Source organism: Nocardioides sp. NBC_00850 (genome assembly GCF_045207335.1).
Classification (GTDB): Bacteria; Actinomycetota; Actinomycetes; order Propionibacteriales; family Nocardioidaceae; genus Nocardioides.
The window spans coordinates 4,919,029-4,940,950 of record NZ_CP108845.1 but is presented as its reverse complement, the minus strand read 5'-3'; the positions used below and the strand labels follow the sequence as shown (position 1 = coordinate 4,940,950).

Below are 21,922 nucleotides of genomic sequence, written 5' to 3'. Positions count from 1 at the left end.
TCAGAGGGACCTCTAGGACGAGATCAGCTCCCGCTCGGACCGTGCAACCGGTCCGTCGGAGGCTGGCGTCGGCGGACGGCGGAAGACCGACGCCGGCCACAGGCGCGCCCGGCGCCGGGCACGCCGATCGGCGTGCTCCCTGAGCGTGGCCGAGACCAGGCGTACGTCGTCCCCGACCGCCGCGGTGTCACGGTGCTCCGCATAGCGGTTGCGCTCGACGGCGGCCACGATCCGCTGCAGCGCGAGCATCGGCTCGCGATCCTGCAGATGCGGGGCCAGGCCGGCGGCCTCCTCCCGGGGTGAACGGGTCCCGGTCCAGGGGAGACCGAGGTCGATCGCGGTGTCGCCCAGCTCGCTCCAGCCGGCCTCGGCGTCGCCCGCGAGGCGAGTCGTACGCCGCCGGCGCCGGATCACGGCCGGCGCCGCGAGCGCGATCAGGCCGACCAGAGCGACGATCCCCAGACCGGTCCAGACGGCGCCGGCGTTGGACTCCTCGGTGCCGGTGTCGGCGACCTCGGGCGTGTCCGGCTCCTCGCGCTGCGGACGGTTGGGCACCGGCGCGACGCTCGTGCCGGCGCTGGGAACAGGCGCCTCCGGCTCGTTGCGGGCGTTGCCCAGCGCACCGGTGGTGTAGCCGGGCTCGCTGGTGTCGGCGGCCGCCGGGGTCGGCTCGAAGCGGATCCAGCCGATGTCCTCGAACCACAGCTCGGGCCAGGCGTGCAGGTCTCGGCCGCGGAACTGCCACACGCCGTCCTCGTCCTGGTCGCCGCCCAGGAAGCCGAAGGCGACCCGGGCCGGGATGCCGAGCTCGCGAGCGAGCACGGCCATCGCCGTGGCGTACTGCTGGCAGTAGCCGATCTTGTTGTCGGTCAGGAAGTCCAGCAAGGCCGCGCTGTCGGAGCCGACGTCACGCTCCAGGCTGTAGGTGAACTCGCCGCTGTGGCGGAACCAGTTCTGCAGGGCGACCGCCTGGGCGAACGGCCGGTCCTGGCCGGCGGTCCGCTCCAACGCGATCTCCTCGATCTCGTCGGGGAGCAGCGGCAGGTCGGTCATGCCCGGTGGGGCGCCGACGCCCGGGTCGCCGGCGGCGAGGAGGCGCTCCTGGGACGGCTCGACGGGGGCGGCGGTCATCCGCCAGCTCTGCCCGGCGACGGTCTGGTCCCTGCCCTCGGTGGACATGAAGTCGAGGGTGTCCTCGTCGTAGCGCCACGGCCCCCGGGCGGTGACCTCGAGGGGATGGGAGAAGATCGGCAGCCAGGTCGACTGGAACTTCGCGCTCGCCCGCAGCTGGTAGGTCGTGGGATCGCCGAGCAGGGACGCGTCGGACATCGGCGGCTCGAAGGTGGCCACCCCGCTGTGGTCGGAGGGCACGTCGCGGTTGCCCGAGGTCCACTCCGTACCGGTGAACTTGGTCAGGGCCCCGACGCGGAGATACGACGGGGGAGTCTCGGTGTCGCCGTAGACGGGGGTCACGGACACCATCACCTGGTCGCTCTGCCGGCGCAGGTCGTCGTAGAGCCCGACGGTCGGGTTGATCACTCGCAGGGGGCCGTTGCCGTCGCCCGGACCCAGACCGGGAAGGGAGACGTTCGGGCTGGGCAGCCAAGCCGGGGTGAGCAGCGCGATCACGACCGCGGAGACGCCGATGACAGCCGGCCCGGCGGCGGGCACCACCGGGAGGTCGTCATCGAGGCGCCGGCCCCAGCGGCTCAGCTGCTGGGCTCGGTCGAGGCGCAGCATCACCAGGAACGAGATCGCGGTGAGCGCGAAGACGACCCAGGAGACCCCGCCCCAGCCACCGGCGCCGATGATGCTGAACGGCACCGTGAAGACGCCCAGCACCACGAGCCCCATCATCGGCGGCCGCCGCAGCGAGACGGCGAGGATGTCGGCCAGCAGCACCGCCGCGACACCGCCCGGGATGAGGTAGGGCGCCACCTCCGACCCGGACATCGGCAGGTCGAACGGGTTGAACGCGACGTACGCCTCGGTCATCTCGGCCGTGACCCGCGCCCGGCCGCCGCCGGTGACGGGGAAGGGGTGCTGCACGACCAGCAGGCTGGTCGCGATGGTGCCGAGAAGCACCTGCAGCAGGACCACGACCGAGCCGTGCACGCGCAGCAGCCGCGCGGAGATGCCCGTGCCGACCACGAGCAGGCCGGCGACCAGGATCGGGCCGAGGTAGGGGAACCGGGTGCTCGTGAACGAGCCCCATGACGACAGCGCGAACAGCACTGTCAGGAAGCAGGTCAGCGGCACCGCCATGGCGGGCACGACGCCGCGTGCGTCTCGAGAGGTCATCATCGCGCTGCCCCCACTCCCGCTGCCGCGCCCCGGGTGCCGAGCTCGCGCCAGCGCGTGGCCACCGAGTCACCGACCCCGAGCTCGACCGCCTTCCAGCCGTGCTGGATGAGCAGAGGTACGCCGCAGGGCCGCCGTTGCTCCGGCGCCAGGTGCACCGCGCTCCAGCCGTCGACGGCGAGCGAGAAGGCGAGCGCGGACCCGGTGTGGTGACGTACCCGGCGAAGCACGCCGGCGTCGTCCTCGTCGAGAGAGCCGAGCACCGCGACGGTGACTCCGCCCTGTCCGGCCTCGCCGATCCAGGAGGCGTCGATGCGGTGGTGCTGGACGGTCTCGACCACGGCGAGCGCCTCCAGCAGGGCGGCCGCGTCGGCCTGGCCCTCGCGGTCGTGCCAGCCGGAATTGAGCTCACCGCTGCCCGCGGCACCGGGGGTGTTTCCGCCGGAGGTCACCAGCCGCACCGAGTAGCCGGCCTCGACCAGGTGCACCGCGACCGAGGCGGCGACCACGACGGCGTGCTCGAAGGAGGAGCCCGCGCCCTGGCCGCGGTGGACCGGGCGACGGTTGTCGAGGAAGACGGTGGCGCGGGCCTGCCAGGGCTGCTCCTCGCGGCGCACCATCAGCTCGCCGAGGCGGGCCGAGCTGCGCCAGTGCACCCGCCGCAGCTCGTCGCCGCGGCGGTACTCACGCACCGTGACGTCCTCCGCGCTGCCCCCGAGGAACGCCCTCGGCCGGGAGTCGCCCGACGAGGTCGCGTTGCCGGTCAGGGGAGTCGGGGGCAACGGGACCACTCTCGGCGTGACCGTGAACGGGACCGTGGACTGGAAGGCGCGGTTGAGCTCGACCAGGCCGAACGGGTCGGCCACGGTCACGCGCATCGGGCCGATGTCGAAGCGGCCCCGGATCTCGGAGCGGATCTGGTAGCCGAGCTTGTGGCGCCACCCGAAGCCGATCCGGTCGACCACGAAGCGCGGGCGCCCACCCAGGGCGTACGGCACCGTCTCCTCCAGCAGCAGGGTCCCGGTGGGGATCCGGCCCTCGTTGGCGATGGTCAGCTCGACCTTGGCCGGCTGACCGGCCTCGGTCAGGTGCGGCTCGATGTGGCGGACGAGCGCGAGCCGGTAGCGGCCCCAGGCGGCGACCACCGCGGTGACCAGCGGCAGCGCGACCAGCAGCATCCCGATCCGGGACAGTGTGGACTGGTCCAGCAGGATCCCGCAGACGATGGCGGTGATCCCGGCGGCCAGGAAAGCCCGGCCCCGGATGGTCAGCCCGGACAGTGCCTCACGCATATCGGACGGTTCCCTCGTGGATCAGGACTGTGGCACCGCGACGGCGGACACGACGGACTCGAGGATGTCGGTGACCGACCGGCCGTGCATCGCCGCGGAGGCGCTGGGGAGGAGACGGTGGGCAAGGACCGGACCGGTCAGCCTGCGTACGTCATCGGGGAGGACGAACTCGCGTCCGTGCAGGGCGGCATGAGCCTTAGCGGCCCGCAGCAGGTGGAGGCTCGCCCGCGGCGAGGCGCCCAGGGCGAGCTCGTTGTTGGTGCGAGTCGCCGCGGTCAGGGCCACGGTGTAGCGGCGGACCGCCTCCGAGACGTAGATCTGGTTGACGACGCCGACGAGCTTGCGGATCTCCACGGCGTCGGTGACCGGGTCCAGGTCGTCGAGCGGGTTGGACGCGCTGTGGCTGGCCAGCATCGCAATCTCGGAGGCCACCGGCGGATAGCCGACCGAGACCCGCGCCATGAACCGGTCGCGCTGCGCCTCGGGGAGGGCGTACGTCCCCTCCATCTCGATCGGGTTCTGGGTCGCGATCACCATGAACGGCGAGTCCAGCTGGTAGGTCACGTTGTCGACGGTGACCTGGTGCTCCTCCATGCACTCCAGCAGCGCCGACTGGGTCTTGGGGGAGGCACGGTTGATCTCGTCGCCGACCACGATGTTGGCGAAGATGCCACCCGGGCGGAACTCGAACTCCCGGGTGTTCTGGTTGAAGATCGACACCCCGGTGACATCGCTCGGGAGCAGGTCTGGCGTGAACTGGATGCGGCGCACCGAACAGTCGATCGAGCGCGCCAGCGCCTTCGCGAGCTGGGTCTTGCCGACCCCGGGCACATCCTCGATCAGGAGGTGTCCCTCGGCGAGCAGCACGGTCAGCGTGGAGTCGACGACGTCGGTCTTTCCTTCGATCACCTTCTCGATGCTGTCGCGAATGCGGCCCGCGACCCGCACCAATGTCTCGATCTCTGCCCCATGCGATGAGGCCTCCAACGGCGTCGTCACGTCGCGTCCTTCCGACTCACCCTGCGTATGGGAACACCGTACGGGGTAGCGCCTACGGGCGTCTGCGTCATTCACCCGACTGTGACCTGTAGGCGGTATGCCGCCGGCCTCCGCCGCACGCGGGCCGGGGGAGCGGGCGGTGGTGGGAAATCGCCTCGTGGGGGAGGAAGGTGGTTTGAATGTGGGGGATTGTGGGGTACGGTGGGGCAAAGTGGAGGAACGATCCACGTTGAGCTGACCGCGGGGGCGAGCACATGTTCTTCATGGGCACGTACACGCCGAAGCTCGATGAGAAGGGCCGGATCTTCCTCCCGGCAAAGTTCCGAGATCGACTGGCGGAGGGGGTTGTCGTGACGCAAGGTCAGGAGAACTGCCTCGTGGTGTGGCCCGAGGACGTCTTCATGCAGGAGGCGCAGCGGGCCCAGCAGACGCCGCTCACCTCTCGGGACGCACGTGACTACGCCCGTGTCCTCTTTGCGGGGGCCGAGCAGACGACACCCGACAAGCAGGGCCGGATCGGCATTCCGCCGCTCCTGCGCGACTACGCCGGGATCGTCAAGGACGTGGTCGTGATCGGTGTGATGGACCGGATCGAGATCTGGGACCCGGCCAAGTGGGCGGAGTACTCCGCGGGTGCACAGGCCAAGTTCGCAGACCTCGACGAGTCGACGGACTGATAAAGGGACAGATCGACAAAGCGACAAGCAGCAGAGCTGATCAGAAACGAAACAAGTCAACAGCGGATCCGCAGGACGAGGTCTCAGTCCCGCTCCACTCATCCAGCCATCCGGGGCACCTTCCCCGGCTCCGGACGGCACCTGGTGGTGACGGAGCGGGCATGAGACCTGGCTCTGCGGATCCGTGGCGTTGTCAGCCCGTGGCTCTGCCAAAGAGCTGGGGGAGAACACACACCAGACGAAGCCGTGCGATGGGGGTCGAGGCGGTGACGAACCAGAAGCACGTGCCGGTGATGCTCGACCGCATCGTCGACCTGCTCGCGCCGGCGCTCGCCGATGGTGGCGTGCTCGTCGACTGCACGACCGGTCACGGTGGTCATACCGAGGCCGTCCTCGAGCGCGTTCCCGGGTCGCGGGTGATCGGCATCGACCGAGACACCTACGCCCTCGGCATCGCGGGGGAGCGGCTGGCCCGCTTCGGCGACCGGTGGACAGGCGTCCACGCGGTCTACGACGAGATCCTCGACGTCGTCGCCGGGCAGGGTCTGGACGAGGTCCAGGCGGTCCTCTTCGACCTCGGCGTCTCCTCGATGCAGCTCGACCAGCGCGAGCGCGGCTTCGCCTACGCGGAGGACGCGCCGCTCGACATGCGGATGGACGCCACCCGGGGTCAGACCGCGGCGGACGTCCTCAACAACTACTCCGCGGCGGACCTGACCCGGATCCTGCGGGACTACGGCGAGGAGAAGTTCGCCAAGAAGATCGCCTACGCCATCGTCAAGCGTCGCGAGACGGTGCCGTTCACGACGAGCGCGCCTCTGGTGGAGCTTCTCTACGCGGAGATCCCGGCACCTGCCCGTCGCACCGGCGGACATCCGGCCAAGCGCACCTTCCAGGCGCTGCGGATGGAGGTCAACGACGAGCTCGGGGCGCTGCGTACGGCATTGCCGGACTCTCTCGAGGCCGTCGGCGTCGGTGGCCGTGTGGTCGTCGAGTCCTACCACTCGCTCGAGGACCGGCTCACCAAGCGGGCCTTCGCCGAGGCGACGAAGCTGGACGTACCTCCCGACATGCCGTTCGTGCCGCCCGAGGCCGAGCCGTCATTCCGCCTGCTCACCCGTGGTGCCGAGCAGGCCAACGAAGCAGACATCGAGGAGAACCCGCGCGCCGCCTCTGTGCGACTGCGCGCGGTGGAGCGCACCAAGCCCCGAACCAACCTTCCCAAGTCGAACCCTGGAGCAGCCAGATGAGCATCGCCGCCGCGCCACAGGCGCCCGTGCGCAGCCCGGACCGGGCCAACGAGACGACCCAGACACGGCTCACCGCCGTGCCGGCGCCGCTGCCTGCCCCGATGGCGCCGCGGCTGCCGTTCGTCGTGCTCGTCTCGATGCTGCTCATCGGTGGCGTCGTGGGTCTGCTGGTCTTCAACACCTCCATGCAGCAGTCGGCCTTCCAGGAGCAGCGTCTCCAGGAGCAGGCGACCACGCTGGCCGCCCGGGAGCAGGCGCTCGACGGTGAGCTGAAGAAGATGGAGGACCCGCACAAGATCGCCGCCAAGGCGAAGGACCTCGGCATGGTCGTTCCGCAGAACGCGGCCATGCTCCGGGTCCCCGAGGCGAAGATCGAGGGCGAGGCGGCCGCGGCCGACCGATCCGCGACGCCGCCGCTGCACCCGAAGGTCGCCAAGCCCTACAGCGTGCTGGTCGCCGAGCAGAAGGCGGCCGAGGCGGCCGCCGCGAAGAAGAAGGCGGCCGAGCTCGCCGAGAAGAAGCGCGCCCAGGAGGCGGCAGAGAAGCAGACGGCCGAGGAGCAGCAGCGTACGTCTTCGGGCGAGGCTCGGTAGGGGGAGCGGAGCGATGGCCCAGCGACAGGTCAAGCGGAAGGTCCGCCGGCCGGCGCGCCGCCCTGCCGCGCGGTCGACGCCGAAGGCGACGCAGCGACGCGGGCCGGTGCACATCCGGCTCCGCGTCGGCTTCATCCTGGTGGCGATGGTGCTCTCGGTCTTCGGGGGCCGGCTGGTGCAGCTGCAGGGCATCGACCCGCACTCGTACGCCGCGATGGCGGCCGCCGAGAACGTCGTCGACGTCGTGCTGCCGGCCGAGCGCGGCGAGATCCTCGACCGTGACGGCGAGGCGCTGGCCGACTCCTCCGACGGGCTGATGGTCCTGGCCGACCCGAAGCAGACGAAGAAGGACGCCCCGGCGATCGCCGCGTTCCTGGCCAAGGAGCTCGGGGTCGACTACGCCTCGGCGCTCGCGAAGCTCCGCAAGGACGGGAGCCGATTCCAGTACATCAAGCGTCAGGTGCCCGCGACCCAGGCGACCGCCGCGGTCGAGAAGGCGGGCAAGGAGGGCTACCAGGGGCTGTGGACCAGCCGCGACCCGCTGCGTAACTACCCGAACGGCGACGTCGCGGCCAACCTGGTCGGCTTCCTCGGCAACGACGGCCCGCTGGCAGGCCTCGAGGCCGCCTTCGACAAGCACCTGGCCGGCAAGGACGGCCATGCCGAGTACGACGCGACCAGCCCGGTCAGCGGCACCCGGATGCCGCTGGGCACCAACAACCGCGTCGACCCCGTCGACGGCAACGACCTGACCCTCACGATCGACCGCGACCTGCAGTACTACGTCCAGCAGACCCTGATGGACGCGGTGCAGAAGTCGCGCGCGGAGTCGGGGATGGCGGTGGTCATGGACACCCAGACCGGCGAGATCCTGAGCCTGGCCGACTACCCGACCTTCGATGCCCGCGACCCTGCCGCCTCGCCGAAGTCGCTGCGCGGGAGCAACGCCCTCTCCAACGTCTACGAGCCCGGCTCGGTGCAGAAGGTGCTCACCGTCGCCGGCCTGCTCGACCAGGGGCTCGTCTCGCCCTCGACCCGGCTCAAGGTGCCGGGGTCCTACCGCTCGGGTGACGCCGACATCCACGACTGGTACGAGCACGGCATGGAGAAGCTCACCCTGGCCGGGGTGATCGCGAAGTCCTCCAACATCGGCACCGTGATGGCCGCGAACAAGTACTCCGACGGCCAGCTGCGGGACTACCTGGCCGCCTTCGGTCAGGGTCGGCGCACCGGCCTCGGTCTCGACACCGAGTCGGCCGGTCTGCTCGCCTCGCCGGAGAGCTGGAACCCGGCCGACGAGGACCGCATCGACTTCGGCCAGTCGATCTCGGTCAACGCCGTGCAGATGACCGCCGCGCTCAACACGATCGCCAACGGCGGCGTACGCATCGACCCGAGCCTGATCGCCGGGAGCGCCACCAACAACTCCGGCATCGAGGTCGGCACCGACACCGCGGATCGCACCCGCGTGGTCTCCGAGGAGGCCGCCTCCCAGACCGCGGAGATGATGGAGCGGGTCATCAACGACCCGGACAACGCCACCGCTCCGCAGGCCGCCGTTCCCGGCTACCGCGTCTCCGGCAAGACCGGAACCGCGCAGCGGGTCAACTCCGAGTGCAAGTGCTACGACGGCACCACCACGGTCTCCTTCGGCGGTTTCGCCCCCACCGACGACCCGCGGTTCACGGTCTACGTGGCCATCCACAACCCCGGCAACGGCGGTGGCGGTGGCACCGTCACCGGCCCGGTCTTCTCCCAGATCATGTCCTTCGCCCTGCGCCGCTACGGCGTCCCGCCGACCGGCACCGAGCCTTCGAAGATGCCCACTGGTTGGTGAGTTGCGCGGTTGCAGGAATACCCGGTTCACCGGCCTCTGCAAATTTCTCAGGCCTGCACTTCTCGGGCAATGCAACACCGGAGAAGTGCAGGCATTGCCTGTGCGCTGTGACGGACGAGACAGATGATCCGCCCCAAATGCATAACATAGGTATGTTATGTTTCTTGGGTGAGCACGACATCTGCCTCCGGACGTGACCTGTCGCTCGCCCTCGAGAAGGTGGTGCGACTGGTGCGGGAGGTGTCGACCGCCGGGGACGTGTCGCCGACGGCGGCCACGGTGCTGGCCGGGCTGGCGAGGACCGGACCGCAGCGGGTCACCGACCTGGCACGGGTCGCCGGGGTGTCCCAGCCCGCGATGACGCAGCTGGTCAACCGGCTCACCCAGCAGGGGATGCTCGCCCGGGTCGCCGATGACGCCGACAGGCGGGCGGTCCTCGTCGAGGTCACCGACTCCGGACGAGAGGTCCTCGAGACCAGGCGCGGGCAGCGAGCCGGTGTGCTCGACGCCGCCCTGGCCCGGGTCTCCGCCGAGGACCGTGCCGCCATCGCGGCGGCGCTGCCCGCACTCGACCGGCTCGTCGACGCCGTGCTCGATTCCTGACGCGCCGGCCTGCCGGCGACGCGTACGAAACCAACGTCTGAGAAGAGGCAAGAACAATGAGCTCCCACCAAGGGGCAGCTGCCGCAAGCCCGTTCAAGCAACCACGCGCCGTGTGGGCGGTCGCGTTCGCGTGCGTGGTGTCGTTCATGGGCATCGGGCTCGTCGACCCGATCCTGCCGGTCCTCGCCGAGGAGCTGGCGGCGACGCCGGCACAGGTGTCGCTGCTGTTCACCAGCTACCTCGTGGTGACCGCTGTGGCGATGATCGGCGTCGGCTGGGTCTCCAGTCGGATCGGCGCCAAGTGGACGCTGATCCTCGGCCTGGTGCTGATCGTGGTGTTCGCCGGGCTGGCCGGGACCGTCGACGGTGTCGACGGCATCGTCGGCTTCCGGGCCGGCTGGGGCCTGGGCAACGCGCTGTTCATCTCCACCAGCCTCGCCGTCATCGTCGGCTCGGCGACCGGAGGGTTCGCGGGAGCGATCATCCTCTACGAGACCGCGCTCGGCCTCGGCATCGCGGTCGGCCCGCTCCTCGGCGGCGTCCTCGGTGGCATCTCCTGGCGCGGCCCGTTCTTCGGCGTCTCCGCGCTGATGGCGATCGCGCTGGTCGCCACGCTGGTCTTCCTGCCGCCGACGCCCAAGCCGGAGAAGAAGGTCACCCTGCTCGCGCCGCTCGCCGCGCTGCGCCACCGCGGGCTGCTGACGATGGGCATCATGGCGCTGCTCTACAACTGGGGCTTCTTCACCCTGCTCGGCTACGCGCCCTACCCGATGGGCCTGCACGACCCGCTCCAGCTCGGCTGGGTCTTCTTCGCCTGGGGCATCCTGGTCGCCGTCTTCGCCGTGTGGGGCGCGCCGTGGGCGCAGCGCCGCTTCGGCACCGCGCCGACCCTCTACGTCAACCTGCTCGGTCTCGGTGCTCTGCTCGCCGTCATCGGCCTGGGCGTCTCCTCGCCGACTGTGGTCATCGTGGCCGTGATCCTGTCCGGCATCTTCGTCGGCCTCAACAACACGCTGACCACCCAGGCGGTCATGCTGGTCTCGCCGGTGGAGCGGCCGATCGCGTCGTCGGCCTACGGTTTCGTACGCTTCATCGGCGGCGGTCTCGCCCCCTTCGCCGCGGGCAAGATCGCCGAGGCGACCGACCAGTCGGTGGCCTTCTACGTCGGCGCCGCGGCCTTCCTTGTCGCGATCCCCGTCCTGGCCAGCGGCCACAAGCTGATCACGGCCGCCGAGTCGGCCGAGACCGCCGAGCCCGTCACGCCGACGCTCGAGCCCGTCGGCCCGGTCCGCGGTGAGGGCCGCCCCGTGCTGGTCGCCGTCGGCGCCACCCTCGACGCCGATGCCGTCGTCGACCGGGCGGCCGAGATGGCCGCTGCCGAGGGCGCACCGCTCGAGGTCGTGCACGTCCGCGAGACCGAGGTGGTCGAGGAGCTGGCGATCGACGCCGAGGAGCCCGAGATGGCCACCGCGACCGTACGCGCCCACCTGGACCGCCTCGCCGCCCGCGGCGTGACCGCGACCGGCCTGGTGCTGCACAGTGTCGGCGACCACGCCAGTGCCGGGATGGTGCTGGCCAGGTACGCCACCGAGGCCCGGGTCCGCACGATCGCGCTCGGCTCCTCGCCCCGGGGCCGTGCCGCCCAGCTCGCCGACGGCTCGATCACCTCCGCGGTCGTGCGGAACGCCGGGGTACCTGTCGTGCTCGTCGTTCCCGGCCAGGAGCCGCATGAGCTCAGCGCCGCGGCATTGACCCAGCTACGCCACGCCTGAACGCCACGCCAGGGGTCGGCCCGGCGGGACCTGGTCCCGCCGGGCGGATAACCTTCGCCAGGTGAGCAGTGCGTACGAGACGGCGGATCCCAAGAGCCCGACCCGCCCGCGAGTGACCGAGCCGGTGACGCTGGCCGAGCTGGCCGGCGAGTTCGGCCTGGAGGTTCGGGGCGAGGCCCGTGTCACCGGGGTCACGCTGAGCTCCCAACGGGTACTGCCCGGTGATCTCTACGCCGCCCTCCCCGGGAGCCGGGCGCACGGCGCCAGCTACGCCGCCAGTGCCGTCGAGGCCGGAGCGGTGGCGGTGCTCACCGACGCCGCCGGCGCCGCCGAGCTGGAGGCCCAGGGTCTCGGTGAGGTGCCCGTGCTGCTCGTCGAGAAACCGCGCAAGGTGCTCGGCTCGCTCTCGGCCCGCGTCTACGGCAACCCGTCGGGCAAGCTGCGGCTGATCGGGGTCACCGGCACCCAGGGCAAGACGACGACCACCCGGCTGGCCGAGAGCGCGCTGCTCGACGCCGGCCACCGCGCCGGCGTCATCGGCACCGTCGGCACCCGGATCGGCGGGCGCGACGTGAAGACGCCGCTGACCACGCCCGAGGCTCCCGACCTGCACGGTCTCTTCGCCCGGATGGTCGAGGAGGGGACCGAGGCGTGCGCCATGGAGGTCTCCTCCCACGCCCTGGTGATGGGCCGCGTCGACGGGGTCGTCTTCGACGTCGCCGTCTTCCTCAACCTGGGCCGCGACCACCTCGACTTCCACGAGACGGTCGAGGACTACTACGCGGCGAAGGCCGACCTGTTCACCCCGGAGCGGGCGATGTTGGGCATCGTCAACATCGATGACGAGCACGGCCGCCGCCTCGCCGCCGAGGCGACCATCCCGATCCTCACCTACGCGCTGCACGACGACACCGCCGACTGGCGCGCCACCGACGTCGAGCTGCGCCCGGACGGCTCCAGCTTCACCGTCCACGGCCCCGACGGCCTGGAGTTCCCAGGGGCCAGCCCGCTGGCCGGCGACTACAACGTCAGCAACACCCTCGCCGCGCTGGCGAGCATCCACCACGCCTACGGCGACGAGACGGTGGTGCGCGACGTCGCCACCGCTCTCGCCAAGGGCTCCGGCGTCCCGGGACGCCTCGAGCGGATCGATGAGGGCCAGCCGTTCACCGTCGTGGTCGACTACGCGCACAAGCCCGACGCTGTCGAGGCCGCCCTCGGCACGCTCCGTCCGCTGACCGAGTCCCGGCTGATCGTGGTGATCGGGGCCGGGGGAGACCGCGACACCGGCAAGCGGCCGATCATGGGGGAGATCAGCGCGCGCCTGGCCGACCACGTGATCGTCACCGACGACAACCCCCGCACCGAGGACCCGGCGAGCATCCGGCGACAGGTGCTGGACGGCACGACCGGCGGCAGCGCGAGCGTCGAGGAGATCGGCGACAGGCGGGCCGCGATCGTACGCGCGATCAGCCTCGCCGAGCCCGGCGATATCGTCGTCGTCGCAGGTAAGGGGCATGAGACGGGCCAGGAGATCAACGGCGTCACCCACCCGTTCGACGACCGCGAGGTCGTGCGAACGGCGTTGGCCGCACAGTGATCGATGTGCTGATACGGCGGGGTGCCGCAGAGCCGGCGAACCCGTAGGGAAGAATGCCGGGGGCCGGTGTCTTCGCTATGCACACCGGCCCGGGGGCAAGGACATGGAACGGCATGGCAAGGAAGGCACCCGGCTGACATGAGAGCGATCTTGCTGAGCGGAGCGATTGCGCTTCTGTTCTCGCTGCTCGGCACCCGATTTGCGATCGTACAGTTCACGAAGTTGGGCTACGGCCAGGAGATCCGCGAGGACGGCCCGACCACCCACCGCACCAAGCGAGGCACCCCGACCATGGGTGGCGTCGCGATCGTGATCTCGGTCGTCGTGGGCTACTTCGCGGCCAAGCTGTTGACCGGGGACGCCCCGAGCGCGACGGCCTATCTGCTGCTCTTCCTCCTGGTGGGCATGGCCGCGGTCGGCTTCGTCGACGACTTCATCAAGGTCTTCATGCAGCGCAACCTCGGTCTGCGCGCGTGGTCCAAGATGGTCGGGCAGACACTGGTCGCGGTGGGCTTCGGCGCGGTGGCGATCCACCCGGAGCTGGCCAACGCCGACGGCATCACGCCGGCGGCCGACCAGCTCTCCTTCATCCGTGACTTCGGTCCACACTTCCTCGGCGGGGACGGGATCCTCTACTGGCTCGGTGGCGCCCTGCTGCTGGTCATCTTCTGGATCATGGTCACCGGCACGTCCAACGCCACCAACCTCACCGACGGCCTGGACGGGCTGCTGGCGGCCTCCTCGGCGATCGTCTTCGCCGCCTACACGATCATCTCGATCTGGCAGAACAACCAGCGCTGCGGCCGCCCGAGCGTCGAGATCGGCACCTGCTACGAGGTGCGCGACCCGCTCGACATGGCGATCCTCGGCGCCGCGATCAGCGGCGCCTGCATCGGCTTCCTGTGGTGGAACGCGAGCCCGGCGAGGATCTTCATGGGCGACACCGGCTCGCTCGCGCTCGGCTCCGTGCTGGCCGGCTTCGCGATCCTGTCGCACACCGAGTTCCTGCTGATCATCCTCGGTGGCCTCTTCGTCACCGAAACGCTCTCGGTGATCCTGCAGACGGGCTGGTTCAAGCTCACCCGCAAGGTGACCGGCACCCCGAAGCGGATCTTCCGGATGACACCGATCCATCACCACTTCGAGATGCTCGGCTGGGAACAGGTGACCGTGGTGATCCGGTTCTGGATCATCACCGGTCTCTGTGTCGCGGCCGGACTGGGAATCTTCTACGCCGAATGGGTGGCGACGATCTGATGACTGAGCCAGACGACATGGCTGAGAAGCTCGACAAGCTGGGCCGCAACGACTCCTGGGAGGGCGTGAAGGCGGTCGTGGCCGGCTTCGGCGTCTCCGGTTTCGCCGCCGCCGACAACCTCACCCACCTGGGTGCCTCGGTGATCGCGCTCGACGAGTCGCCGGGAGACGAGGAGCGCCAGGAGAAGGCCAAGCTCCTCGGCATCCTCGGTGCCGACGTACGCCTCGGCGAGGGCGCCACCCACGTGCTGCCCGACGACGTCGACGTCGTGGTCACCTCTCCCGGCTGGAGGCCGACGGCTCCGCTGCTCGCTCAGGCGCGCGAGCGCGGGATCCCGATCTGGGGAGAGGTCGAGCTCGCCTGGAGGCTGCGCGACCCCGACAACGCCGCCCCCTGGCTGGCGGTCACCGGCACCAACGGCAAGACCACGACCGTGCAGATGCTCGACAACATCCTGCGTACCGCCGGGCTCCGGTCCGTCGCCGTCGGCAACGTCGGCCTGCCGATCGTCGAGGCCGTGATGGACCCCGAGCCCTACGACGTCTTCGCCGTGGAGCTCTCCTCCTTCCAGCTCCACTACACCTCCTCGATGGGCGCCCAGGCCGCCGTAGTGCTCAACATCGCCGAGGACCACCTCGACTGGTACCCCTCGATGAAGGAGTACGCCGCCGACAAGGGCCGCGTCTACGAGGGCGTCGAGCGGGCCTGCGTCTACAACGTCGCCGACGAGGCCACGCTGCACCTGGTCGAGGAGGCCGACGTCGTCGAGGGTGCCCGCGCGATCGGCTTCACCCTCGGGACCCCGGCGGTGGGTCAGCTCGGGATCGTCGAGGACATCCTGGTCGACAGGGCCTTCATCGAGGAGCGTCAGACCTCCGCCGCGGAGCTGTGCCAGATCTCCGACCTCGCCTCCTCCGCGCCCCACTACGTCCAGAACGCGCTGGCCGCGGCCGCGCTCGCCCGGGCGCACGGGGTCTCCCAGGCCGCCGTACGCGACGGGCTGAAGTCGTTCCGTCCCGACGGCCACCGCATCGAGGTCGTCGCCGAGGCAGGCGGCGTCACCTGGGTCGACGACTCCAAGGCGACCAACCCGCACGCCGCCCAGGCCTCGCTGCAGGCCTACGACCCGGTGATCTGGATCGCCGGCGGGCTGGCCAAGGGTGCCCGCTTCGAGGACCTGGTCGCCTCCATCCACGACCGGCTGCGAGCCGTGATCCTGATCGGCCAGGACCGCGACGTCATCGCCTCCGCCCTCGCCGCCCACGCCGGTGACCTGGAGATCGTCGAGCTCGACGACCCCGACGGCGTGGCCGCTCTCGCGGAGGCCGTCGAGATCGCCGCCGCGCTGGCCAAGCCCGGCGACACCGTGCTCCTGGCCCCCGGCTGCGCCAGCCAGGACCAGTTCCGCGACTACAAGGCCCGCGGCGACGCCTTCGCCGACGCCGTACGCCGCCAGCTCTGACCCACCCGCCTCGGCAGGGGCGACACGCGGGGGAGATGCGCCGCGAACGCGGAGACGGCGGCGAGAATGTAATGGACGTACGTCGCACCGCAACTGGGAGGTAGGCCGTGACGACCACCAGCCCCGACCAGACCGGTTCCGGCTCGGCCGAGCAGGCCAAGGCGTACCCGAAGTCGGTCCTCGGCTACCTCAAGGCCTGGTTCCACGCGCTGAGGGTGGCGCTGAACCGGCCGCTGGCCGCCTACTACCTGCTGCTCACCAGCACCGCGCTGCTGCTGACCATCGGGCTGATCATGGTGCTGAGCGCCTCGAGCGTGTGGGCCTACACCCAGATGGGCAACTCCTACGCGATCGTCGGGCGGCAGGTGCTGTGGGTGATCATCGGCATCCCGTGCGCGTTCATCGCCTCCAGGATCCGGCCGAAGCACCTGCGACGGCTGGCCTGGCCGGGATACGTCATCGCCTGCGTGCTGCTCTTCCTGACCATCTTCCTGGGCCACGACGTCAACGGGCAGCAGAACTGGATCGGGGCCGGCCCGGTCAAGATCCAGCCGAGCGAGATCGCCAAGCTGGGGATCGTGCTGTGGGCGGCCCACGTCTACGCGCTCAAGGAGCGCCGGCTCGACAGCCTCCACGAGGTGCTGATGCCGGTCCTGCCGGGCATCGCGCTGGCCACCGGGCTCGTCCTCGCCGGTCGGGACCTCGGCACCGCCCTGGTCTTCTTCGCGATCGTGCTCGGGATGCTGTGGGTGGTCGGGGCGCCCGGGCGGCTGTTCGGGATGGCGATCTCGATCATCGGCGTCTCGGTGCTGTTCCTGATCAGCACCGACACCGAGCGGCTTGCCCGGCTGACCAGCTTCGCGGACCCGTTCAAGGACTACCACGGACAGGGCTGGCAGCCCTCCCACGGTCTCTACGCACTCAGCTCGGGCGGCATCCTGGGCCAGGGGATCGGGGCATCGCAGCAGAAGTGGGGCGACCTGCCCGAGGCCCACACCGACTACATCTTCGCGGTGCTGGGCGAGGAGCTAGGCCTGGTCGGCACCCTGCTCGTCGTCGGCCTCTTCCTGACCCTCGCATTCGCGCTGGTCAAGGTCGCGCGCCAGACCGACCGGCCGTTCGTACGCTACTTCAGCTTCGGCATTCTGGTCTGGCTGCTGGGCCAGATGATCATCAACGTCGGCATGGTGCTCGCACTGCTGCCGGTCATCGGCATCCCGCTGCCGCTGGTCTCCTACGGCGGCTCCGCGCTGATCCCGTCGATGGTGGCGCTGGGCGTCGTGATCGGCTTCGCCCGTCGTGAACCGGCGGCAGCCGCGGCGCTGAAGCAGCGTAAAGCCTTGGCAAAGGATCGGGCACGCCAGGCAGCCGCTTACCGGTCCGCTCAACGCAACCGATAAGTTCGGACGCATCATGAAGGCCCTCCTCGCCGGTGGTGGCACCGCCGGACACACATCCCCCCTGCTCGCCACGGCTGATGCCCTGCGCCGTCTGGACCCCAGCGTGGAGGTGACCTGCCTCGGCACGCCTCGCGGCCTGGAGAACCAGGTCGTTCCCGCCGCGGGCTACCCGCTCGAGCTGATCCCGCCGGTCCCGATGCCGCGCCAGCTCAGCAGCGACCTGCTGAAGGTGCCGGCCAACCTGAAGGGCGCGGTCGACGCGACCTACGAGGTGCTCGACAGGATCCGGCCGGACGTGGTCGTCGGCTACGGCGGGTACGTCTCGGTGCCGGCCTACATCGCCGCAAAGCGGCGCCACATCCCGGTGATCGTCCATGAGGGCAACTCGATGCCCGGCTACGCCAACAAGGTCGGCGCTCGCCTCGCCGACCGGGTCGCGGTGAGCTTCCCGGACACCAAGCTGCCGAAGGCCGAATACATCGGGCTGCCGATCCGCCGGATGATCTCGACCATGGACCGCTGGGCGCTGCGCGCCGAGGCGCGCACCTTCTTCGGGCTCGACCAGCATCGCCCGACGATCGTGGTCACCGGCGGCTCACAGGGCGCTCGGACGATCAACGAGTCGGTCTCCGGCGCCTACCCGGCCCTGGCCAGCAACGGGATCCAGGTGCTCCATGTGATCGGACCGAAGAACGAGCTGGTCTCGCCCGGTCCCGGCTACCACGTCCTCAACTATGTCGATCGGATGGACCTCGCGCTGGCCGCCGCCGACCTGATGATCTGTCGTTCCGGCGCCAACTCGGTGATCGAGGCGAGCGCCGTCGGAGTGCCGGCCGTCTACGTACCTCTCCCGATCGGCAACGGCGAGCAGGCCCTCAACGCCCGTGCCGTCGTCGATGCCGGCGGCGCCGTGCTCGTCTCCGACGCCGACATGAACGCCGCCTGGGTCACCAGCCACGTACCGCCGATCGTCACCGACCGCGCCCGCCTCGAGGCGATGTCGAAGGCCGCCAGCGACCTGGTGCCGCGCGACGCCGACGAACGGCTGGCGCGGATCGTGATGGAGACAGCGAACGGAGGTAAGTCATGAGGGTGCCCGTTCCTGAGCACATCCTTCCGGCCGAGCAGCTGGGCAGGGTCCACTTCATCGGCATCGGTGGGGCGGGTCTGTCCGCGATCGCCCGGGTCATGCTGGCCCGCGGGATCGAGGTCTCCGGCAGCGACGGCGCCGACTCGTCGATGGTCGCGGCGCTGCGCGAGGAGGGCGCGACCGTCTACGTCGGTCACGACGCCTCCCAGGTCGAAGGCGTCGACACGCTGATCGTCTCCACCGCGATCCGCGAGGACAACCCCGAGTACGTCGCGGCCGTCGGATCAGGCCTGCGGATCTACCCGCGTTCGGCCGGTCTGGCCTCGGTGATGGAGGGTCGCCGCGTCCTCGCCGTCGCCGGCACCCACGGCAAGACCACGACCACCTCGCTGCTGACCGTCTCCCTGCAGGCCGCGGGCGCCGCGCCGACCTACACCGTCGGCGGCGAGCTGGCCGCCTCGGGCACCAACGCCGCCGAGGGTTCGGGCGACCTGTTCGTCGCCGAGGCCGACGAGTCCGACGGCGCCTTCCTGGTCTACAAGCCGTACGCCGCGGTCGTCACCAACGTCGAGGCCGACCACCTCGACCAGTGGGGGACCGAGGAGGCCTACCGCGAGGGTTTCGCCCAGTTCGTGGGGAGGTTGGCTCCCGACGGATTCCTGGTCGCGGTCATCGACGACCCCGGCGCCGCCGACCTGCGTCACGTCGCCCACTCGCTCGGCCGCCGCTTCATCGGCGTCGGTGAGTCGGAGCTGGCCGACGTACGCGCCGTCGACGTCGTCCTGGAGGGCACCACCTCCTCCTTCACCGTCGTCGACGGGCTCGACGAGCTGGGCCGGGTCACGCTGCAGATCCCGGGGCGTCACTACGTCGCCGACGCGTTGGCCGCTCTCACAGTCGGCCTGCGCCTCGGTCACTCCTTCGACCTGCTCAAGGCGGGGCTGGAGTCCTTCACCGGCACCCGGCGGCGGATGGAGCGCAAGGGAGAGGCCGCAGGCGTACGCGTCTACGACTCCTACGCCCACCACCCCTCCGAGATCGCCGGCGACCTCGTCTCCGGCCGGTCCGTGGCTGGGCAGGGGCGGCTCATCGTCGCGTTCCAGCCGCACATGGTCTCCCGCACCCGGATCTTCGGCGAGGAGATGGGCCGCGTGCTCGGCGCCGCCGACGAGGTCGTCGTCCTCGACGTCTACCTCGCCCGCGAGGACTACGACCCCGAGGTCACCGGCAAGCTCGTCGCCGACGCGGTGCCGCTGCCGCCCGACCGGGTCGTCAGCGTCGCCGGGCTCGAAGAGGCCGCCGTCGAGCTGGCCCGCCGCGCCCGTCCGGGTGACCTCGTTCTGACCCTAGGGGCAGGTACCGTGACGGAGGTGGGCCCGATGGTGCTCGCCAGGCTACGTACGGCAGAGCAGTAACGCTGGGGGAGGCGAGCATGGGGGAGAAGGGGTCGGGGGTCGAGACCGAGATCGCCGAGGCCCTGGAGATCGCCCAGTCGGCGTCCGGGGAGCGCGAGATCGATCTCAACTCGGAGGAAGCCAAGGCCGGCGCTGAGTCGAGCGCCGAACCGGAGCCGGAGGAGTCTCAGGACGAGCCTGCGCCGGTCGATCCGGCGACCCTGAAGAGCCGCAAGGCCTTCGCCCGGCGCCAGTGGCGCCGGCGCTGGCTGGCGTGGCGCTATCTGATCGTCGGCACCCTGGTCATCGCCCTCCTGCTCGGTGGGATCTGGGCGGTCTACTTCTCCACCTGGCTGCAGGTCAAGGGCACCTCGGTGCACGGCTCGATGAAGATGACCAGCGCGAAGCAGGTCGTCGAGTTCGCGGCCGTCCCGGTCGGCGAGCCGCTGGCCACCGCCGACCTCGAGGCCGTGCAGGTGCGCGTGCTCAACGGCCTGCCGATGGTGCGCTCGGTCAACGTCTCGCGCGAGTGGCCCGACAAGATCAGGGTCGACGTCACCGAACGTACGCCGGTGGCCGTCGTCTCCATCGGCGGTCGGCTCCGTGCGCTCGACGAGACCGGCACCGTCTTCTGGGACTACAAGAAGGCGCCGCGAGGTCTGCCGATGGTCAACACCGTGACCGGCACCAACTCCGACGCGCTCCGCGAGGCCGCTGCGGTGGCCTCTGCGCTCCCGGCCGACCTCGCCAAGACGGTCGACCACGTCGAGGTGACCACCGTCGACTCGATCTCCCTGGAGCTGCGCAACGACAAGCGGGTGGTGTGGGGGAGCAGCGCCCAGTCCGACACCAAGGCCGACGTGCTGGTCGCGTTGATGAAGGCGGAGCCCGACGTGGCCCGCTACGACGTCTCCGTGCCCGGCCAGCCGGTCACCAGCAAGAGCGTCGACTGATCCGGAGCGGGGATCTTCTCTACTCCACGGCAACGGATCGGCACAACTGATCCGCATCCGCGTGTCGCGCCAGTTTGAGGCCGTACGTCTGCCTACTGTTCTGAGAACGGCGAGGTTGACATAACTATAACCCTCAGGTTGAGGGTAAGGGTTGAGAAACCCGCCGTAAGGACCAACCAGCGATCGAAGGGGCGACCACCGTGGGAGCTGCACAGAACTATCTGGCGATCATCAAGGTCGTCGGCATCGGTGGCGGCGGCGTCAACGCTGTCAACCGGATGATCGAGGTCGGCCTCAAGGGGGTCGAGTTCATCGCCATCAACACCGACGCCCAGGCGCTGCTGATGAGCGACGCCGACGTCAAGCTCGACATCGGTCGCGAGCTGACCCGCGGTCTCGGTGCCGGCGCCAACCCGAGCGTGGGGGAGAGCGCCGCCGAGGACCACGCCGACGAGATCGAAGAGGTCATGAAGGGCGCCGACATGGTCTTCGTGACTGCCGGCGAGGGTGGCGGCACCGGCACCGGTGGCGCCCCGGTCGTGGCCCGCATCGCCCGCTCCCTCGGCGCCCTGACCATCGGTGTGGTGACCCGCCCGTTCGCCTTCGAGGGCCGTCGTCGCGCCAACTCCGCCGAGGACGGGATCGCCAAGCTCCGCGAGGAGGTCGACACCCTCATCGTCATCCCCAACGACCGGCTGCTGTCGATCTCGGACCGCAACGTTTCGGTGATGGACGCGTTCCGCCAGGCGGACCAGGTGCTGCTGCAGGGTGTCTCCGGCATCACCGACCTGATCACCACGCCCGGCCTGATCAACCTCGACTTCGCCGACGTGAAGTCGGTCATGTCCAACGCCGGTTCGGCGCTGATGGGCATCGGCTCCGCGCGCGGTGACAACCGCAGCGTCGAGGCCGCCGAGATGGCCGTCTCCTCGCCGCTGCTGGAGGCGTCGATCGACGGCGCCCACGGAGTCCTGCTCTCGATCGCGGGCGGCTCCGACCTCGGCCTCTTCGAGATCAACGAGGCCGCCGCGCTGGTCGCCGACGCGGTCCACCAGGAGGCCAACATCATCTTCGGCGCGACCATCGACGACGCGCTCGGCGACGAGGTCCGGGTCACCGTGATCGCGGCCGGCTTCGACGGTGGCATGCCCAAGCGCCGCGAGGGCCAGTCGGCACTCGGCACCATGCAGAGCCGCTCGACCAGCTCCCAGTCGGCCAACAACGGCGAGACCGCCGCCGTGGCCACCGCGGTCGCCACCCGTCGCGCCGAGGAGGCCGAGGAGACCCCGGCCGCCGAGCCGGCCAAGCCCGCCAAGCCGGCCCCGGCCACGCCTCCGCCCGCGGCTCCGCCGGCCGAGCCCGCCCCGGTCGCCAAGAAGCCCGCTCCGAGCGTCCAGTACAGCGATGACGAGCTCGACGTTCCCGATTTCTTGAAGTAGGT

Annotated in this window: 17 protein-coding genes; 14 read left to right on the top strand and 3 right to left on the bottom strand. The window is 70.3% G+C overall.

All coding sequences use genetic code 11. The features are described from left to right. Positions 1 to 12 precede the first annotated feature (12 nt). Genes OH802_RS23955 through OH802_RS23945 form a run of 3 tightly spaced genes read right to left on the bottom strand, consistent with a single transcriptional unit; the run spans position 13 to position 4,592 of the window. Positions 13 to 2,301 carry a transglutaminaseTgpA domain-containing protein gene (locus OH802_RS23955; protein ID WP_406022781.1) on the bottom strand — a complete coding sequence of 763 codons (2,289 nt, stop codon included), beginning with the start codon at positions 2,299 to 2,301 and terminating at the stop codon, positions 13 to 15. Then, positions 2,301 to 3,593 (bottom strand): DUF58 domain-containing protein, encoded by a 1,293-nt coding sequence (locus tag OH802_RS23950; protein ID WP_406022779.1) that lies wholly within the window; start codon positions 3,591 to 3,593, stop codon positions 2,301 to 2,303. The genes OH802_RS23955 and OH802_RS23950 overlap by 1 nt, the downstream gene beginning before the upstream one ends. Before the next feature lie 21 nt (positions 3,594 to 3,614). Beyond that, on the bottom strand, positions 3,615 to 4,592 hold the full coding sequence (locus tag OH802_RS23945; protein ID WP_406022777.1) for an AAA family ATPase: 978 nt from the start codon (positions 4,590 to 4,592) through the stop codon (positions 3,615 to 3,617). Between the two features lie 254 nt (positions 4,593 to 4,846). Between OH802_RS23945 and mraZ the strand changes: the two genes are divergently transcribed. The 14 genes from mraZ (at position 4,847) to ftsZ (ending at position 21,920) form a co-directional block, all read left to right on the top strand. After that, positions 4,847 to 5,269, top strand: coding sequence for a division/cell wall cluster transcriptional repressor MraZ (gene mraZ / locus OH802_RS23940; protein ID WP_008363047.1), 423 nt, complete (start codon positions 4,847 to 4,849; stop codon positions 5,267 to 5,269). 251 nt (positions 5,270 to 5,520) lie between these two features. Beyond that, the gene (gene rsmH / locus OH802_RS23935; protein ID WP_406022774.1) at positions 5,521 to 6,519 is read left to right on the top strand and encodes a 16S rRNA (cytosine(1402)-N(4))-methyltransferase RsmH; all 999 of its coding nucleotides are present in this window, start codon (positions 5,521 to 5,523) and stop codon (positions 6,517 to 6,519) included. After that, the gene (locus tag OH802_RS23930) at positions 6,516 to 7,112 is read left to right on the top strand and encodes a hypothetical protein (RefSeq protein ID WP_406022772.1); all 597 of its coding nucleotides are present in this window, start codon (positions 6,516 to 6,518) and stop codon (positions 7,110 to 7,112) included. Before rsmH ends, OH802_RS23930 begins: the two co-directional genes overlap by 4 nt. Positions 7,113 to 7,125: 13 nt before the next feature. Next, a complete protein-coding gene (locus tag OH802_RS23925; protein WP_406022770.1) occupies positions 7,126 to 8,949 on the top strand; it encodes a peptidoglycan D,D-transpeptidase FtsI family protein in 1,824 nt (607 codons plus the stop codon). 168 nt (positions 8,950 to 9,117) lie between these two features. After that, positions 9,118 to 9,552: a MarR family transcriptional regulator gene (locus OH802_RS23920; protein WP_160024333.1), complete on the top strand. Its 435-nt coding sequence runs from the start codon at positions 9,118 to 9,120 to the stop codon at positions 9,550 to 9,552. 56 nt (positions 9,553 to 9,608) lie between these two features. Then, positions 9,609 to 11,324 (top strand): MFS transporter, encoded by a 1,716-nt coding sequence (locus OH802_RS23915; RefSeq protein ID WP_406022768.1) that lies wholly within the window; start codon positions 9,609 to 9,611, stop codon positions 11,322 to 11,324. Positions 11,325 to 11,463: 139 nt separating this feature from the next. Continuing rightward, entirely contained in the window at positions 11,464 to 12,924 is a 1,461-nt protein-coding gene (locus OH802_RS23910) for a UDP-N-acetylmuramoyl-L-alanyl-D-glutamate--2,6-diaminopimelate ligase (RefSeq protein ID WP_406029393.1), read from the top strand. Positions 12,925 to 13,062: 138 nt separating this feature from the next. After that, positions 13,063 to 14,181, top strand: coding sequence for a phospho-N-acetylmuramoyl-pentapeptide-transferase (gene mraY / locus OH802_RS23905; RefSeq protein WP_406022766.1), 1,119 nt, complete (start codon positions 13,063 to 13,065; stop codon positions 14,179 to 14,181). Continuing rightward, positions 14,181 to 15,644, top strand: a complete 1,464-nt coding sequence (gene murD, locus OH802_RS23900; protein WP_406022764.1) for a UDP-N-acetylmuramoyl-L-alanine--D-glutamate ligase — start codon at positions 14,181 to 14,183, stop codon at positions 15,642 to 15,644. The genes mraY and murD overlap by 1 nt, the downstream gene beginning before the upstream one ends. Before the next feature lie 107 nt (positions 15,645 to 15,751). Beyond that, entirely contained in the window at positions 15,752 to 17,044 is a 1,293-nt protein-coding gene (ftsW, locus tag OH802_RS23895; protein WP_406022762.1) for a putative lipid II flippase FtsW, read from the top strand. Positions 17,045 to 17,057: 13 nt separating this feature from the next. Further along, on the top strand, positions 17,058 to 18,134 hold the full coding sequence (gene murG, locus OH802_RS23890) for an undecaprenyldiphospho-muramoylpentapeptide beta-N-acetylglucosaminyltransferase (RefSeq protein ID WP_406022760.1): 1,077 nt from the start codon (positions 17,058 to 17,060) through the stop codon (positions 18,132 to 18,134). Then, a complete protein-coding gene (gene murC / locus OH802_RS23885; protein ID WP_406022758.1) occupies positions 18,131 to 19,549 on the top strand; it encodes a UDP-N-acetylmuramate--L-alanine ligase in 1,419 nt (472 codons plus the stop codon). The genes murG and murC overlap by 4 nt, the downstream gene beginning before the upstream one ends. 17 nt (positions 19,550 to 19,566) lie before the next feature. After that, entirely contained in the window at positions 19,567 to 20,481 is a 915-nt protein-coding gene (locus tag OH802_RS23880; RefSeq protein ID WP_406022756.1) for a cell division protein FtsQ/DivIB, read from the top strand. Between the two features lie 200 nt (positions 20,482 to 20,681). Next, on the top strand, positions 20,682 to 21,920 hold the full coding sequence (gene ftsZ / locus OH802_RS23875) for a cell division protein FtsZ (RefSeq protein ID WP_355229924.1): 1,239 nt from the start codon (positions 20,682 to 20,684) through the stop codon (positions 21,918 to 21,920). Positions 21,921 to 21,922: the final 2 nt, after the last annotated feature.